Here is a 13,971-nt window from a genome sequence, read left to right on the forward strand (position 1 = left end):
TCATTGCGATACCTCGTGTGAGCAGCGCATTGGTTCATCCAACGATCAGGAAACCTCCTGCTGCTTGAGCCGGTAGAGCACTTTTTCCGGCCTGCCGTCGTCGTCGGTGTAGACCACAAAGGCCTTGTAGTGGTCGAAGAAGGTGCCGGTAAAGAAGATCCACTCATCGGGGCGGAAGTTGACGATGTTGTCCAGCTGGACGTCCTCCTCTTCGAAGAAGTCCTCGCCGGTCAGCGTGATCAACAGCGCACGGAAGTCGTCAGCGTTAGCCTCGTCGAGCACGAAGTCGGAGTCGAGCAACCCGCCGAAAAAGCGGCTCAAGTCGGTATCGCTGGAAGGCCGCTGGAAGGGCACCAGTTGCTCCCCGTCCCGGTAGAAGAAATGCTCACGGGTGCTGCGCCAGCCACTGTCGTCGGAGTGTGAGGCAAAGGTGTCGTAGTCGTAGCGATAGACGCTGCGCTGTACAATCTCGCTGCTATCCGGCGTAAGCACCGGCTCGACCTCCAGGCGAATGTCATCACGAAACAGCGCCTCAACCTCGGCGATTTCCTCCTCGCTGACGGAGGGAGCGGAGGCATCCGCCAGGTCGTCACGCCCCCAGTCGACGACCCGCATCGAGGAGTCCCTGCTCAGCTCGCCCTCGAGCGTCAGGGATATCGCGGCATCCTCCAGCGGCTGCTCGTCCATGCCCACCAGGCGACCATCGAAGGATAGGTTCCATTCCAGGGTATCCTCCGTCGCCTGTTCGATGTGGACGCTGCCAGTCTCGGCAAGTACCTCGGCCAGCCCTTGCTGACGCTCTCCCAGCATTCCCATCGCCATGAAGGTGTCGCCATCGATGGTCTCGACGTCCGGGCCAACCACGGCGGCCTCGCCTTCCAGCATTGACGTCTCGGTGTGGGGTGACAGCACCATGCACAGGTACTGCAGCTCGTCACTGTCGCTTCTCAGCATGAGCATCGTGCCGACGATCAGGCCACTGCTGCTGTCGTTGAACCACCCCTGGCCGTAGACTCGCCAGCTTCCGTCCTCTCGCTCCCAGTCGCCGGCGATGAGCGGCGCCATGTCCGGATCATCGCTGTCGAGCATGGCGATGATTTCCGCATCGGACATATCCTCTGGCGGCGGCGAACAGAGTGTTGGGTCCACCATCTCGATCAGCATGCCCGGGGGCATTCGCTCCTCGAGCTCACTGGCGCTTGCCGGCGCCGTCGCGGCCACCAGCAAGCCGGCCCCCATCAGGCTGGCTGCCCGCCGGTTGCGTATGGATGAAATGCCTGAAAGCGACATCGTGCAAACTCCCATTTTTTGTTGGTCGGACAGCGCCCTGCCCTTCGGCAGCGCATCTGCCATTAACCTAGCGCTGGGCGGCGGGAGATTCCCCGTTCAAGTAAACGGTATTGCCTGTCGCATCGCTTGACACCGCCGGGCGTGGCGTACTTAGATGGCACGAATTTAGATAGATCGGTCTATATAGGAAAGCCGCCGATGCCAGCCTCCAAGCGCGACCAGCTACTCGCCACCGCCGAGCAGCTCTTCTATGAACAGGGCTTTCATGCCACCGGCATCGACCGCATCGTGGCGGCGGCCGGCGTAGTGCGCATGACGCTCTACAACCACTTCGCCTCCAAGGAGGCGCTGGTGATGGCGGTGCTGGCGGCCCGCCATGAGCGCTTCCTTGCCCATCTCGATGCGGCAACGGCCAGCGCCGCACCAGGCCAAGCCACCATGGTACTGGTCGATGCGCACGGCGACTGGCTGGCACGCTACAGCCAGCATGGCTGCATCCAGGCCAAGGCAATGGGCGAGTTCGCCAATCACAGCGACGGCATCCATGCCCTGGCGGCGGCTGCCAAGCGCGACCTGCTGGCAAGGATCGAGGCCACCGTGTCATACGATGGCCTGGCTCACCGTAACGGCCTGCCGCGGCATCTGTTCATGATGCTGGAAGGCAGCAATATGGCGGTGGCCCTGCTTGGCGTGCAAACGGCCCTTTCTGACACTCGCGCAATGGCCGACACCCTGCTGGCGTCGGCCCGGAGCAATGACCAATGAGGCCCCTGTCGAACATGGGGTTTGCCCTGTTTGGAGCCGGGCTCATCGCCATCAGTTACGGGCTCGCACGCTTCGCTTTCGGCCTGTTCGTCCCCTCCATCAGCGACGAGCTCGAGCTGACGGCCCACCGGATCGGCATCATTGGGTCGTTGCCCTTCATCAGTTTCGTGCTCGCCACCCTGGTCGCGCCGCTCGCCGCGAACCGGATGGGGGCGCGCAACCTGGCGGTCCTCTCGAGCGGCTTCGGTGCCGGCGGTCTGGCGCTAATCAGTCAGGCGCCAGACGCGTTTGTGCTGGGCGTCGGGGTATTTATCTGCGGCATCTGTACCGGCTTGATGATGCCGGCGCTGACCACTGCCATGCAGGCCATGGTGAGCCGCACGATGCACGGCCGCGTCAGTTCGGTGATGAACGCTGGCACCAGCATCGGCATTATCGTGGCGGTACCCACCGTGGTGTTCCTCTTCGATGCCTGGCGCTTCACCTATGCCATGTTCGCGGTGCTGGCGGGTATCGGGGTCGTAGCGGCGTGGTTCTTCATCCCCTCGGTATCGCGGATCGTGCCCGCCAACGCCGCACCGCCGGAGCCGATCAACAGACAGCAGTGGTCACGCCTCATACGCCTGACACTGTTCGCCTTTGCCATGGGTTTCGTGTCGGCGCCCTACTGGCTGTTTGCACCGGACCTGGCGGTCACCCTCGGCGCTCTCTCCCCTGGCCACACCGGTTGGCTTTGGTTCGCCGTGGGTGTCGCCGGCCTCGGCGGAGCCATGATCAGCGATCTCGCCGACCGCAATAATCCACCGATTACCCAAGCCCTGATGCTGATGATGTTGGCCGCGAGCCTGGCGCTGCTCGCCGCGAGCCCGGGGCAGCTGGGGTTGGCGATCTTCTCCGCGCTGGTCTTCGGCCTGGCCTATATGAGCCTCACCGGGCTGTATCTGATGACCGGCATCCGCCTGCTGCCGGGGCGGCTCTCGATGGGGCCGGTGCTGCCCTTCATGGCGGTGGCGCTCGGCCAGGCGGCTGGCTCTCCGGTCATCGGGGCGCTGGTCGACAGGCTCGGCTATGCCGATGCCTTTGCCCTCTTCGCGATGGTCGGCATCCTGGCATCGATGCTGTCGCCGATCTACCCGGGTCATATCGACTACTGGGCAGACTGGACGGAGGAAACGACAGAAACGGCAGAGGAGGAACTACCCGCGGTGGAAGATACCGGCCTGCAGGCGGCGTATGACCAACAGCTGGTGGATGAAAATGGCGACCCGGTGGAGCCGGCTGTGGAAGAAGGCGAGACACTCTAGGGGCCAGGGGGCGGCCACTTGGGAGGGCTTGGCATGCAGTTGACGGGCATGCGACCAAAGCATAATATTAAGGCAAATGATTTTTACTCTCATTATTTATTGTGCTCACAATTCGCAGCACCGCCCTCTGGAACCGCCGCTAGATGCTCTCGACTTTGCCGTCCGCTACTCCCTTGGCCTCCACCTATCGGCGTTTCATCGTCACTCGACTGCTGATCGTCGCTGGGTTGGCAGGCGCCTTGGTGCTCTCGCTGCTGACCGATATCGCCAGCGGCCCGGCGGAGATCCCGCTGCATGATTTGATCACCCTGCTGCTGGATGCCCAGGTCCACGGGCCGATTCTCCAGGCCATCGTCTGGGAGATCCGTATGCCGGCAGCGCTGATGGCCGTGCTGGTAGGCGCCAGCCTGGGCCTCGCGGGGGCGGAGATGCAGACGGTACTAAACAACCCGCTCGCCAGTCCCTTCACGCTGGGCGTGGGCGCGGCGGCTACCCTGGGCGCTTCGCTGGTGATTGTCTTTAACCTCACCTTGTTTGGTCTGAACGCCCACTACGCCACCGCCTTGATGGCATTTGTGTTTGCGGCGGCGTCGATTTTGACCATCAATGCACTGTCGCGCCTTTACGGCGCCAGCCGCGAGATTATTGTGCTGTTTGGTATTGCGCTGGTGTTCGTACTGAACGCGCTGGTCGCGCTGCTGCAACTCGTTGCCAGCCCCGATGCGCTGCAGCAGCTGGTGTTCTGGACCATGGGCAGCCTGTCGCGGGCCTCTTGGCAAACCGTGGCCATCGTGGCGGTGGTGTTCGTCGCCTGCCTGCCCTTCTCGCTGCGCCACGCTTGGGCGATGACGGCCCTGCGCTCGGGGGATGAACACGCGCGCAGCTTCGGCATCGCGGTTGAGCGTTTGCGGCTTATCTCACTGCTTAGAGTCAGCCTGCTCGCCGCTGCCGCGGTGGCGTTTGTGGGCACCATTGGCTTTATTGGGCTGGTTGGCCCGCATATGGCCCGTCTGGCGCTGGGTGAAGATCACCGATTTTACCTACCGGGCAGCGCTCTGGCCGGGGCGCTGGTGCTGTCACTTGCTTCTATCGCCAGTAAAACGCTGATCGACGGGTTGGTGTTGCCGGTAGGGCTGGTCACCTCGCTGGTGGGCATCCCCTTCTTTATGGCGTTGATCATGCTACAGGGGCGAGCACGATGAGTGCAGGCTTTACGCTCAGCGATTTCACCACCGGCTATCGCAAACAGCGCGTCTTCGATCAGCTAAACCTGCCCACACTGACACCCGGTTCGCTGGTCGCGGTGCTCGGCCCCAATGCGGTGGGGAAGTCGACCCTGCTCAAGGCCATCGCCGGGCTGCTACCCGCCAGCGGACGGCTGCAACTCAACGATATCGACCTCGCGACGCTCAGTGGCGCGGCACGCATGCGCCATGTGGGCTATTTACCGCAAACGCTCCCTCAGGCCACCACGTTAGTGGCCTACGAAGCAGTGCTAAGCGCCTGCCGTGCCGTACGCCCCGACCTAAGCCGTACAGAAATAGACACATTAATCGAGCGCGTTTTCGATGCCCTGGCCATTCGTTCACTCGCCCTGCGCCCGTTGAGCGAACTCTCCGGCGGCCAGCGCCAGATGATCGGCCTGGCCCAGGCGATTGCCCGCCGGCCCGCGCTGCTACTGCTGGACGAGCCCACTAGTGCGCTGGATTTGCGTTGGCAGCTGGCGCTGATCGATACCGTGCACGCCGTAATAGCAGAGCGGCAGGCGGTCTGTCTGATGGCGATTCACGATATCAACCTGGCCCTGCGTTTCTGCGATCAGGTGCTGCTGTTTGGTAACGGCGGACTGCTGGCCGCAGGCGACCCACACGATGTGATTACCCCTGACGTGTTGCGCACCGCCTATGGGGTCGAGTCACGGGTCGAACACTGCTCGCAGGGTCGGCCAATAGTCTTAAGTGATCGCGTCAGCGCTCTCTCTACGCATTAACCCCAGGATACCGACATGCGCCGCTTGGCTATTAATTTGCTGTGCTGGATGAGTTTGTTAAGCGCTGCCGCATGCCTGGCCGGTGAGCCTGCAGAGGGTTTCCCCAAACAAGTCACCGATTTAGCAGGTCGCCAGGTGACCCTCTCAGCGCCACCGACTCGGCTGTTTCTAACTCAACCGCGCCAGCTGTATGCCTTGGCAACGCTACTGGATGACCCGACACCGCGCTTAGCAGGCTGGGCTTATCCACTGGCTGTTTTTGATCCCACGATGGCCCAGCGCTTTATTCACCAGTGGCCTGCACTTGCCCAACTACCCACCCTCTCCAGCGCGCCGACACCTCAGCTCAATAGCGAAGCGCTGCTGAATCTGGCTCCGGATCTGGTGCTGTTCGATCTCTCCCGTGTGGGTAGCATAGAAGGCTCCCCGTTGGCACGGCTGCTGGATGAGTTGGGTATTGCCTATCTGTTTATCAACTTTAACCGTCATCCGCTGGAGAACACGCCCAAGAGCCTGGCCCTGCTGGGTGAAGCCCTGGATGCCACACCACGCGCCAATCAGCTGATCACCCTTATCGAGCAGCATCTGGCACGTATTGACCAGCGTTTGGCAGAGCAGCCCACCGACGCCCCCACCGTCCTGATCAATGTCGCCCCTGGGGTAAAAATCGACTGCTGCCGAACCAGTTTAAGCAACGGGCTTGCCGACCTAGTGGCCCGGGCAGGTGGCGATAATATTGCCGCTGCGTTACCCCCCGGCGCATCGGCAACGCTAAGCAACGAGTGGGTGCTGAGCCACCCGTCCGACATCATCATCAACACCGCAGGGCAATGGAGAGCCGGTGATGGCATACGCGCCGGACTGGGTATTAGCGCCGGCGACATTAACCAGGACTTACGTCTCCTCAGCCAAACACTGCCCGGCTGGACGCATCTTAACGCCGTTAAGGAGGGGCAGCTCTACGCCCTGTGGCACGGCTTTCACCAAGGCCCCTTCGCCATTGTCGCGCTGGAACGCATTGCCCAATGGCTCTACCCCGAACGCTTCTATGATCTCGACCCGGCCGCCACCTTCGATGCTTTGCTGCCCACCCCGCCAGCGCTAAGCCGCGAAGGCTCTTTCTGGGGTTCGCTTCCTCCCTCAACCCATTGACGACAAAAAGGATCTATACCCCCCCATGCTCCGCTCCCGAACCATTGCGCTGTTCTCGCCGCTGCTACTGCTGAATCCGCTGCCCTATGCCTACGCGCAACAAACCAACGAGACCGCTTCAGAAACGGTTTCAGAAACAATGATCGTCACCTCGGATCGTCTAACCGATGTGGCCCCGCAGAGCTATCGGGCCCAGCGCTCTAGTTTGGCCAGCAAACAGCCGGTGTCGTTTTTGGAAGAAGCCCGCACGGTGGAAACCATCACTGCCCAGGTAATGGCCGATCATAATATAGACAGCCTCACTGAAGCGATGGCGATGGTCGCGGGGGTGACCGAAGGCAACACGATGGGCGGCACCGAAGACGGCTTTATCAAACGCGGTTTCGGCAGCAACAGCGATGGTTCGATTCTAATCGACGGCATTCGCCAACCCCGCGGCACCTTCTCCATGGCGACAGTGGATCATGTCGAAGTACTCAAGGGGCCAGCCTCACTCTTTCAAGGGCAGCAGGATCCGGGTGGGGTGATCAATCTGGTGACCAAACGCCCTGAGTACCAGTGGCGGCGCGAGATCAGCGCCGAAAACACCTCCTTGGGTGGCGGTAATGCAAGTATTGATGTCACTGGCCCGCTTGCCGATAGCGGCCTGGCGTTCCGCTTTATCGTCCACCATGAAGATGAGGACTCCTTTCGTACTTTCGGTAATGACCGACGCACGATTGTTGCCCCTTCGCTGCGCTGGGAAGGCAACGACAGTCGTGCCCAGATCTCTTATGAGTATCGCGACTACGACCTGGATCTGGATCGTGGCACGGTGATTATCGACGGCGAGCCCGCCAAGGTGCCTAACGACCGCCGTTTCGACGAACCCTGGTCACGGACATTCGGCCACGACGAAGCGGTCACCGCTTGGTGGGAGCAGGATATCAACGACGACTGGTCAACACGCTTGACCTACGGCTGGAACCGCCGCCAGTACAGCGGTGGCCAACCGCGGGTGCTGCGCGTGAACGATGCCAGCGGCGCACTAACCCGCCGGGCTGATGCCAACCACGGCATTGACCGCCGTGTACAGTACACCGCCTGGGACACCACCGGCACTACCACCCTGGCAGGTATGCGCCACGACCTTACTATCGGTGTGGATCATGAACGCCAGCGAAATTCTCTGGCGGAGGCGTATCGCGGCACGGCGGTCACCGACCAGAATATATACGACATTAGCTACGGCGGCCTGAACCTGGATCGCGACAGCCTTAACACCTCGCGCAGCAACCGCATGGATGAGACCAATACCACCGGGCTCTATCTCAACGACCGCTGGCATCTCAACGAGCGCTGGATACTCGGCCTGGGGGGCCGCTACACCCACTATGATCAGTTTGCAGGCCGTGGTAAGGACTTCGTTACCGAAACCGATATCAGCGATGACATTTTCCTGCCATCCATCAGCCTGCTGCACCGCCTGAGCCCGGAGACATCGATTTACGCCAGCTACAGCGAAGCCTTTGTGCCCAATGGGGCCGACAGCGATACCGGCAAAGCGCTGGATCCCGAGCACAGCAAAGGCAGCGAAATCGGCGTCAAACACCTCTGGAATGACCAGTTCTCCTTAGCCGTTGCGCTGTTTGATATCCGTAAGGAGAATGTCGCCGTCTCCGACAACAGCGTCACCCGCACGGTAGGCGAAGCGGGCTCCCAGGGTGTGGAGCTAACGGTTTCCGGCCAGTTGACCGATCAGCTCTCACTGCTAGGCGCTTACGCCTACAACGATACCGAAGTGCTCAAAGATACCGAAAGCACCCAAGGCAACGCGCTAACTAACGCCGCACGCCATACCGCCAGTCTCTACTTGGCGCACGACCTGACCACCGCGCCTGAGCTGGGCAACTGGCGCCTGGGCGGCGGGGTTCGTTATGTGGGTGAGCGCGAAGGTAACGCAGACAACAGCTTCCAGTTAGACGCCTACACCGTCGCCGATGCCTTTGTCAGCTGGGACACCCCCTGGCTGGGCAACAACCTGCACCTACAGCTCAACGCCAAAAACCTGTTCGATACCACGTACTACCCTTCAAGCGGTGGCAGCACGCGGGTGGTCGTGGGGGATCCTCTGGAGGTCAGCCTGCAGGCATCGGTCAGGTTCTAGTTGGTGGAAAGGAGGCCATAAGCTTGGCGTTCTCAACTGCCGCTTACCCTATCCCGAAGTCATCGCTCTATGGGGAGTTAGATAAGAGATTTCTCCAGCGGCAACCACACGCGCTCGTAGCTAAACGAGCGCGACCATGACGACACGGCGCGCCATGAGGAGTAGGTGTTTTGTACGTGATAGCGGCGCTACCCATGGCACGCACAGCCCGGTGGCTGTCGGCAGGTGTAGTTGCGGTTGATGCAGGAGTTTCCGCCGGCCTTGCCGGTACGGCACACACGGCAGCAGTTCTGTGCCAACAACAACCCATCCGGCTCGACGTGGGGCTCGCAGGATTCGTTCAGTGCATGGCCGCTGGTGGTTTCCAGCGCGGTCATAAGCTGGCATCGTCACTCAACGATCATATGAACCACACCACAAGGAGCCGCACCGTGTTTATCGCCATGAACCGTTTTCGGGTCAACCCCGAGAGAGTGCAGGAGTTCGAGCAGATCTGGCTGGAGCGGGAGACCCATCTGCAGGGCCTGCCCGGTTTCGTCGAGTTCCATATGCTGCGTGGCCCTGAGGAGGAGGATCATGTCCTCTACGCCTCCCACACCATCTGGAAGTCGCGCGAGGATTTCGAGGCCTGGACCCACTCCGAGGCGTTCCGCGCCGCCCACGCCAACGCCGGCCAGAGCCGCCGCGAGGGGCTCTACCTCGGCCCGCCGAAGTTCGAGGGTTTCGAGGTCATCCAGACGATCGGCGAAGCGGGCGAGGCTTAATCCGGCCTGCATCTCCGCATGGCTAAACGTATACGCTTGCCCAAGCCGTTGGCGACAGCTCGGAGGTATCTATGAGGAACCATGAGTATCACCTGCTCGATGTCTTCACTGATCGCGCCTTCACCGGCAATCCGCTCGCGGTGTTCCCTCGAGCGGAGGGCATGACTAGCGACACGATGCAGGCAATCGCCAACGAACTGAATCTCTCCGAAACCGTCTTCGTCGGTGAGCCTATCGCTCCCGGGCGCTACCCCATCCGCATTTTTACGCCCGCCAGGGAGTTGCCCTTTGCGGGCCATCCGACGGTAGGTACTGCCCACCTTCTGGCAGAGCTGGGCATGGTTAAGCGTGATAGTCCTCTTACCCTGGAGGCTCGCATCGGCCCCTTGGTGGTCCGTTATGAAGATGATCTCGCCGAATTTACCACCGCGACACCGGTCGAGATTCGAGCCAGCACGCTTGACCCGCCCGCCGCTGTACAGCTGCTCGGCCTGGATACGTCGGAGGTTGTTGGCGAGCCGGTGCTTGCTTCCTGCGGGCTGCCATACCATCTGATCGAACTCGGTTCGCTCGAAGCGCTGAGGCGAGCGCAGCCCTCGGCCCATGTCTGGTCAGAGTGGATAACACCTAGTGGCTACGATCAGATCTACCTGTACGTGACGGTCGGCACCAACAGTGATGACAACGTCATACGAGCCCGGATGTTCTCAAGCAAAGGCGGCGGGCGTGAAGACCCCGCCACCGGCAGTGCCGCCTCGGCCCTGGCCGGCCACCTGGCCGGCAGCAGCGGAACAACCGGCGTGTACCGCTGGGAGATTCACCAGGGCGTCGAGATGGGGCGGCCTAGCCAGATCTTCGCCAGCGCCGACGTCGATGGGAGTGACTGGGTGATTCGGATTGCTGGCAAAGCGGTGGTCGTTGGCACCGGCATGCTGAAAAGCGCGCCAGGCAAGAGCGACAATGCCCGCTAATGCTGAAGCGAGGCCAGCGTCAGTCGCAGCCCATGTGCTGCCGGTAGCGCTCGGGATCGTGGCCCTCGGGCACGCTGTCGCAGGGATCGTCCTGAGCGTTGGTGTAGCCACGCAGGTCGTTATATCGCGCCACCTGGTCATCATCGAGAATCGGCAGCGTGTCGAGGTGGGTGGCCAGATGCACGTAGCGTAGCTCGGCCCGTGCCTCCTCGGCTTCAGCGAGCCGCTGGCGTAGTCCTTCCTCGTCCAGGCTGCGTTCGGCAAAGCCCTCCTCGATGGCGCGTTCGGCCTCTATCAGCCGCTCACCGGCGGGAATCGCTGCCTCGCGCATGCGCTCGAACAGCGCTTCGACTTCCGCCACCTGCTCCTCCTCGAGGGGAATCTCGTCGCGTAGTTCGAGCAGATGCGCAGGCCCCGGCACGCCATTCAACTCGGCCGGCAGCGCCAGGCCCCAGCCGTCTCCGCGGCGCAGCTCTTCGATATCGTCCTGCGACAGGGTCTTGATCTCACGATCCTCGAGGCCGGCATAGGATGAGTGATGTTGGTGCTGCTCAGACGCCAGCGCGGAACCGACAAGCAGCAGCGCGGGCAATGGAGCGAGTAAGCGTCGGGTCATGGCGTTCACCTCAGAGTGTGATGGGCGCGCAGTGCGGCGGACACGTGGCTGCTAGGCCAATGTCGATTGCCACTAGGCAGCATCGAGCGGTGTGATCCGCGCCACCTCGTCCTTTATGTCCGCGGCGGCCACCCAGAGGTCGACAGCGCGCTGGGCGTTCAGCCAAAATTCTGGCGCGTTACCGAACAGGCGGCCGAGCCTCAATGCCATCTCTGGACTAACGGCTCGCCGCTCGCGTAGCAGTTCATTGATGGACTGGCGCGACACGCCCAGCGCTTCGGCAAGCCCCGCAACGGTGAGGCCATAATCCGGCAGGAAATCCTCGCGCAACATTTCACCGGGATGCGTGGGCCTGCGCTGCATGCCACCCGTATTTTGAATGGCCATCTTCCACTCCTCACGATCAGTTCGAGATTCAAGCCAGCACGCTTGACCCGCCCGCCGCTGTACGTACGCTTACGCTGGCTCAGGTGCCGGGCAGTGCCCTGGTAATGATCGCCTGGACCGCTGCTCGGCCCCAATTCGTGAGCGTTGGATCCCGATGCAGGGTCGCCAGGAAGTTGGCGAGTTCCAGGGGCGCCCAGAGTTCGAATGCGACTTGTCGTGGGTCCAATGCCGGCTCCAGCTCGTTACGTCGTTGGGCGGCGATGACCTGGTCCTCCATCAGCCCCAGCCAGGTCTGATGTCCACTGGCGACGGCGTCGTGGAGAGGGCCAGTTTGTGCGTCGAACTCTGCCAGCACCTGCGCAAGGAAACAGCCTCCAGGGAATACGCCACGCTCGACATACGAAAGGTAGGCATCACACAAGCTCTTGAGGCGGGCTAGCCCCTCGGGGGCATCCAGTCCCGGGCGGAGCACTTCACGCTGAAAAACTTCTTCGGCTGCCCGCAGTGTTTCTTCCTGGAGCCGCTGCTTCGACCGGAAATGCGCAAACACCCCGCTCTTGCTGATACAGAGTTCCCGTGCGAGGCGCCCGATTGTCAGGCTGCCCAGTCCCTCGATGGAAGCCAGACGCATGGCCGCATCGAGGATATGGGCGTGTGTCTGCTCGCCGTCCGAGCGTCGGTTCGGGCCATCGTCGCGATTACTATTCGTCATACTTGTCGTCATACTTGACAAGATAGCACACCCGTTCTATCTATTGGATATAGATAACACGGTCGTGCTATTTAAATATCGTCGTCAGCGATCCCAGCACTGAGAGCAACACTCGAGTTCTGAGGAGGGCGAGAAAAATGGCAATGGCAACGGTGAATGGCGTTCGGCTGTTTTACGAGCTTGATGGGGTACCCGATGCAGTGCCTCTCGTCCTGGTGCATGGGTCATGGGATTCACATCGGGACTGGGATCCGGTCATGCCGGGCTTGGCGGAAGCATTTCAGGTGCTGAGATATGATCGGCGGGGACATAGCCAAAGCGAACGCCCCACCGGACAGGGCAGCGTTCGGGAAGACGTTGACGATCTCGCGGCATTGATCGAGTACCTGGAGCTCGCTCCAGTGTGGGTGGTCGGGAACTCCTTCGGTGCGTCGATCGCGCTACGGCTGGCCGGAGAGCATCCTGGCCTGCTGCGGGGGATCGTTGCGCACGAACCCCCTTTGTTCTCGTTGCTCGCCGGGGACCCCAGCTTCGAGCCAATGCTTGCGGATGCCCAGAGAAAGACCAGATCCGTCGCTGAACGCATTGCTGCCGGAGACCACGCAGGCGCGACAGAGCACTTCGTCGAGACTGTCGCCTTGGGTCCTGGCGGTTGGGAAATGGTGCCACCTGACTATCAGCAGGTGATGATCGAGAATGCCCCAACTTTCCTGGACGAGGCGAGGGATCCAGATGCGTTTGCCTTCGATCGAGATTGGATCCGTAACTTCTCGAAGCCGATCTTGCTCACGCTTGGCGATCAAAGCCCGCCAATCTTCGCGCTCGTGATAGCTCTGCTTTCTGAGGCACCTCACCGTGCGGAAGTCGTCACTTTTACCGATGCTGGCCACATTCCGCACATAAGCCATCCGGAGGACTACGCCGAAGCGATTGCCGCCTTCGTCCACCAGGGTATCGCTTGATTACGTTGTTTCCTGCCACCCACCCACCCGGCATTCGTTTACTTGCGCCGGCCGGTGATCAGCAGGTATTCCCTGCGGATATGGAGACCGGCGTCCGTGGCGTATTTCCCATGGTAGTCGTCGATATCCTGCCGGAAGGCTTCCTGCTCGCTGGCGGACAGGTTATTCATCACCTGGCGGATGGGCCCGAAACCGCTGGCATACCACTCCCAGGCATCTTTCACATTATCGAAATAGTGGTTGTTGATACCCGGCTCGAACCACAGCTCGAAATGCTCTCCCAACAGGGCCCTGGCGTGATCCGGGTCGCCCCAGGCCAGTGGCGAGGGTTCGGGAGCCGGGTCCCCACTGTGCTTGCCGATCACTCCGAAGAAATCCAGCACCGCACCCTCGGAAGCCCATACCGCCAGTGACAGGCGCCCGCCCGAGCGGCAGACCCGGGCCATTTCGCGGGCTGCCTGTGCCTGGTCGGCGGCGAACATCACCCCGAAGGTGGAGATCACGCCGTCGAAACTGCCATCTGGGAACGGCAGCTGCTCGGCATCCGCCTGCTGAAAGCGAATCGGTGGCTGCATGTGGGCGGATAAGTCTTCGGCCGCGTCCAGCAGCCCCGAGGCAATATCCACCCCGGTCACATGCGCTCCGTATCGGGCTGCGTTGCGTGCGCTCCAGCCCGTGCCGGTCGCGACATCCAGAATCTGCTGTCCGGGTTGCGGGTTGAGCCTCTGCGCCGCATGGGTGAGGGCATCCGACACGCCGAAGCTGATGTTGTCATAGTCCTGTCCACCAAGGTCCCAGGTACGGGCAGCGGCCTCGTGGTGGGGCTGGACCGCAACCCCGGCGTATTCGTTTGAGGAATGCATCTGTTTCATGGTGGCCTCCTCGTCTTGTCTCGTGCGAGCGGTGAGATGG

14 protein-coding genes are annotated in these 13,971 nt (G+C 61.6%); 9 read left to right on the top strand and 5 right to left on the bottom strand.

Features of this window, described 5'->3' with window-relative positions; translation table 11 throughout:
* Positions 1-45: 45 nt before the first annotated feature.
* Positions 46-1,290: a hypothetical protein gene (locus CK498_RS06765; protein WP_095620072.1), complete on the bottom strand. Its 1,245-nt coding sequence runs from the start codon at positions 1,288-1,290 to the stop codon at positions 46-48.
* Positions 1,291-1,488: 198 nt separating this feature from the next.
* Between CK498_RS06765 and CK498_RS06770 the strand changes: the two genes are divergently transcribed.
* From CK498_RS06770 to CK498_RS06805, 8 genes are all read left to right on the top strand, one after another.
* The gene (locus CK498_RS06770) at positions 1,489-2,055 is read left to right on the top strand and encodes a TetR/AcrR family transcriptional regulator (protein WP_095620073.1); all 567 of its coding nucleotides are present in this window, start codon (positions 1,489-1,491) and stop codon (positions 2,053-2,055) included.
* Complete coding sequence (locus tag CK498_RS06775; RefSeq protein WP_095620074.1) at positions 2,052-3,359, top strand: MFS transporter; 1,308 nt, start codon at positions 2,052-2,054, stop codon at positions 3,357-3,359. The genes CK498_RS06770 and CK498_RS06775 overlap by 4 nt, the downstream gene beginning before the upstream one ends.
* Positions 3,360-3,502: 143 nt before the next feature.
* Entirely contained in the window at positions 3,503-4,561 is a 1,059-nt protein-coding gene (locus CK498_RS06780) for a FecCD family ABC transporter permease (protein WP_095620075.1), read from the top strand.
* A complete protein-coding gene (locus tag CK498_RS06785; protein WP_095620076.1) occupies positions 4,558-5,349 on the top strand; it encodes an ABC transporter ATP-binding protein in 792 nt (263 codons plus the stop codon). The genes CK498_RS06780 and CK498_RS06785 overlap by 4 nt, the downstream gene beginning before the upstream one ends.
* A 15-nt stretch (positions 5,350-5,364) precedes the next feature.
* Positions 5,365-6,501, top strand: coding sequence for an ABC transporter substrate-binding protein (locus CK498_RS06790; protein ID WP_095620077.1), 1,137 nt, complete (start codon positions 5,365-5,367; stop codon positions 6,499-6,501).
* 25 nt (positions 6,502-6,526) lie between these two features.
* Complete coding sequence (locus CK498_RS06795) at positions 6,527-8,647, top strand: TonB-dependent siderophore receptor (protein ID WP_095620078.1); 2,121 nt, start codon at positions 6,527-6,529, stop codon at positions 8,645-8,647.
* Between the two features lie 431 nt (positions 8,648-9,078).
* Entirely contained in the window at positions 9,079-9,411 is a 333-nt protein-coding gene (locus CK498_RS06800; RefSeq protein WP_095620079.1) for an antibiotic biosynthesis monooxygenase family protein, read from the top strand.
* 71 nt (positions 9,412-9,482) lie between these two features.
* Complete coding sequence (locus CK498_RS06805; RefSeq protein WP_095620080.1) at positions 9,483-10,382, top strand: PhzF family phenazine biosynthesis protein; 900 nt, start codon at positions 9,483-9,485, stop codon at positions 10,380-10,382.
* A 19-nt stretch (positions 10,383-10,401) separates the two neighbouring features.
* On the opposite strand, the gene CK498_RS06810 is transcribed toward CK498_RS06805, so the two are convergent.
* The 3 genes from CK498_RS06810 to CK498_RS06820 all read right to left on the bottom strand — a co-directional run bounded on the left by CK498_RS06810 (position 10,402) and on the right by CK498_RS06820 (position 12,097).
* Entirely contained in the window at positions 10,402-10,998 is a 597-nt protein-coding gene (locus CK498_RS06810) for a hypothetical protein (protein ID WP_176475739.1), read from the bottom strand.
* Between the two features lie 72 nt (positions 10,999-11,070).
* Entirely contained in the window at positions 11,071-11,385 is a 315-nt protein-coding gene (locus tag CK498_RS06815) for a HigA family addiction module antitoxin (RefSeq protein ID WP_095620081.1), read from the bottom strand.
* Positions 11,386-11,464: 79 nt separating this feature from the next.
* The gene (locus CK498_RS06820; RefSeq protein WP_176475740.1) at positions 11,465-12,097 is read right to left on the bottom strand and encodes a TetR/AcrR family transcriptional regulator; all 633 of its coding nucleotides are present in this window, start codon (positions 12,095-12,097) and stop codon (positions 11,465-11,467) included.
* A gap of 137 nt (positions 12,098-12,234) precedes the next feature.
* Here CK498_RS06820 and CK498_RS06825 point away from each other — a divergent pair, with 137 nt between their 5' ends.
* The gene (locus CK498_RS06825) at positions 12,235-13,059 is read left to right on the top strand and encodes an alpha/beta fold hydrolase (RefSeq protein WP_095620083.1); all 825 of its coding nucleotides are present in this window, start codon (positions 12,235-12,237) and stop codon (positions 13,057-13,059) included.
* Positions 13,060-13,097: 38 nt separating this feature from the next.
* Here the strand turns inward: CK498_RS06825 and CK498_RS06830 are convergent, their stop codons facing one another.
* Positions 13,098-13,931: a class I SAM-dependent methyltransferase gene (locus CK498_RS06830; protein ID WP_217987708.1), complete on the bottom strand. Its 834-nt coding sequence runs from the start codon at positions 13,929-13,931 to the stop codon at positions 13,098-13,100.
* Positions 13,932-13,971 lie beyond the last annotated feature (40 nt).

Source organism: Halomonas salipaludis, from assembly GCF_002286975.1.
GTDB lineage: Bacteria > Pseudomonadota > Gammaproteobacteria > Pseudomonadales > Halomonadaceae > Franzmannia > Franzmannia salipaludis.

Bases quoted from the DNA above. Each gene is read 5' to 3' on its own strand.
- CK498_RS06815 (WP_095620081.1), bottom strand. From the start codon at position 11,385: ATGGCCATTCAAAATACGGGTGGCATGCAGCGCAGGCCCACGCATCCC.
- CK498_RS06770 (WP_095620073.1), top strand. From the start codon at position 1,489: ATGCCAGCCTCCAAGCGCGACCAGCTACTCGCCACCGCCGAGCAGCTC.
- CK498_RS06765 (WP_095620072.1), bottom strand. From the start codon at position 1,290: ATGTCGCTTTCAGGCATTTCATCCATACGCAACCGGCGGGCAGCCAGC.
- CK498_RS06810 (WP_176475739.1), bottom strand. From the start codon at position 10,998: ATGACCCGACGCTTACTCGCTCCATTGCCCGCGCTGCTGCTTGTCGGT.
- CK498_RS06805 (WP_095620080.1), top strand. From the start codon at position 9,483: ATGAGGAACCATGAGTATCACCTGCTCGATGTCTTCACTGATCGCGCC.
- CK498_RS06790 (WP_095620077.1), top strand. From the start codon at position 5,365: ATGCGCCGCTTGGCTATTAATTTGCTGTGCTGGATGAGTTTGTTAAGC.
- CK498_RS06825 (WP_095620083.1), top strand. From the start codon at position 12,235: ATGGCAATGGCAACGGTGAATGGCGTTCGGCTGTTTTACGAGCTTGAT.
- CK498_RS06785 (WP_095620076.1), top strand. From the start codon at position 4,558: ATGAGTGCAGGCTTTACGCTCAGCGATTTCACCACCGGCTATCGCAAA.
- CK498_RS06780 (WP_095620075.1), top strand. From the start codon at position 3,503: ATGCTCTCGACTTTGCCGTCCGCTACTCCCTTGGCCTCCACCTATCGG.
- CK498_RS06775 (WP_095620074.1), top strand. From the start codon at position 2,052: ATGAGGCCCCTGTCGAACATGGGGTTTGCCCTGTTTGGAGCCGGGCTC.
- CK498_RS06830 (WP_217987708.1), bottom strand. From the start codon at position 13,931: ATGAAACAGATGCATTCCTCAAACGAATACGCCGGGGTTGCGGTCCAG.
- CK498_RS06795 (WP_095620078.1), top strand. From the start codon at position 6,527: ATGCTCCGCTCCCGAACCATTGCGCTGTTCTCGCCGCTGCTACTGCTG.
- CK498_RS06820 (WP_176475740.1), bottom strand. From the start codon at position 12,097: ATGACGAATAGTAATCGCGACGATGGCCCGAACCGACGCTCGGACGGC.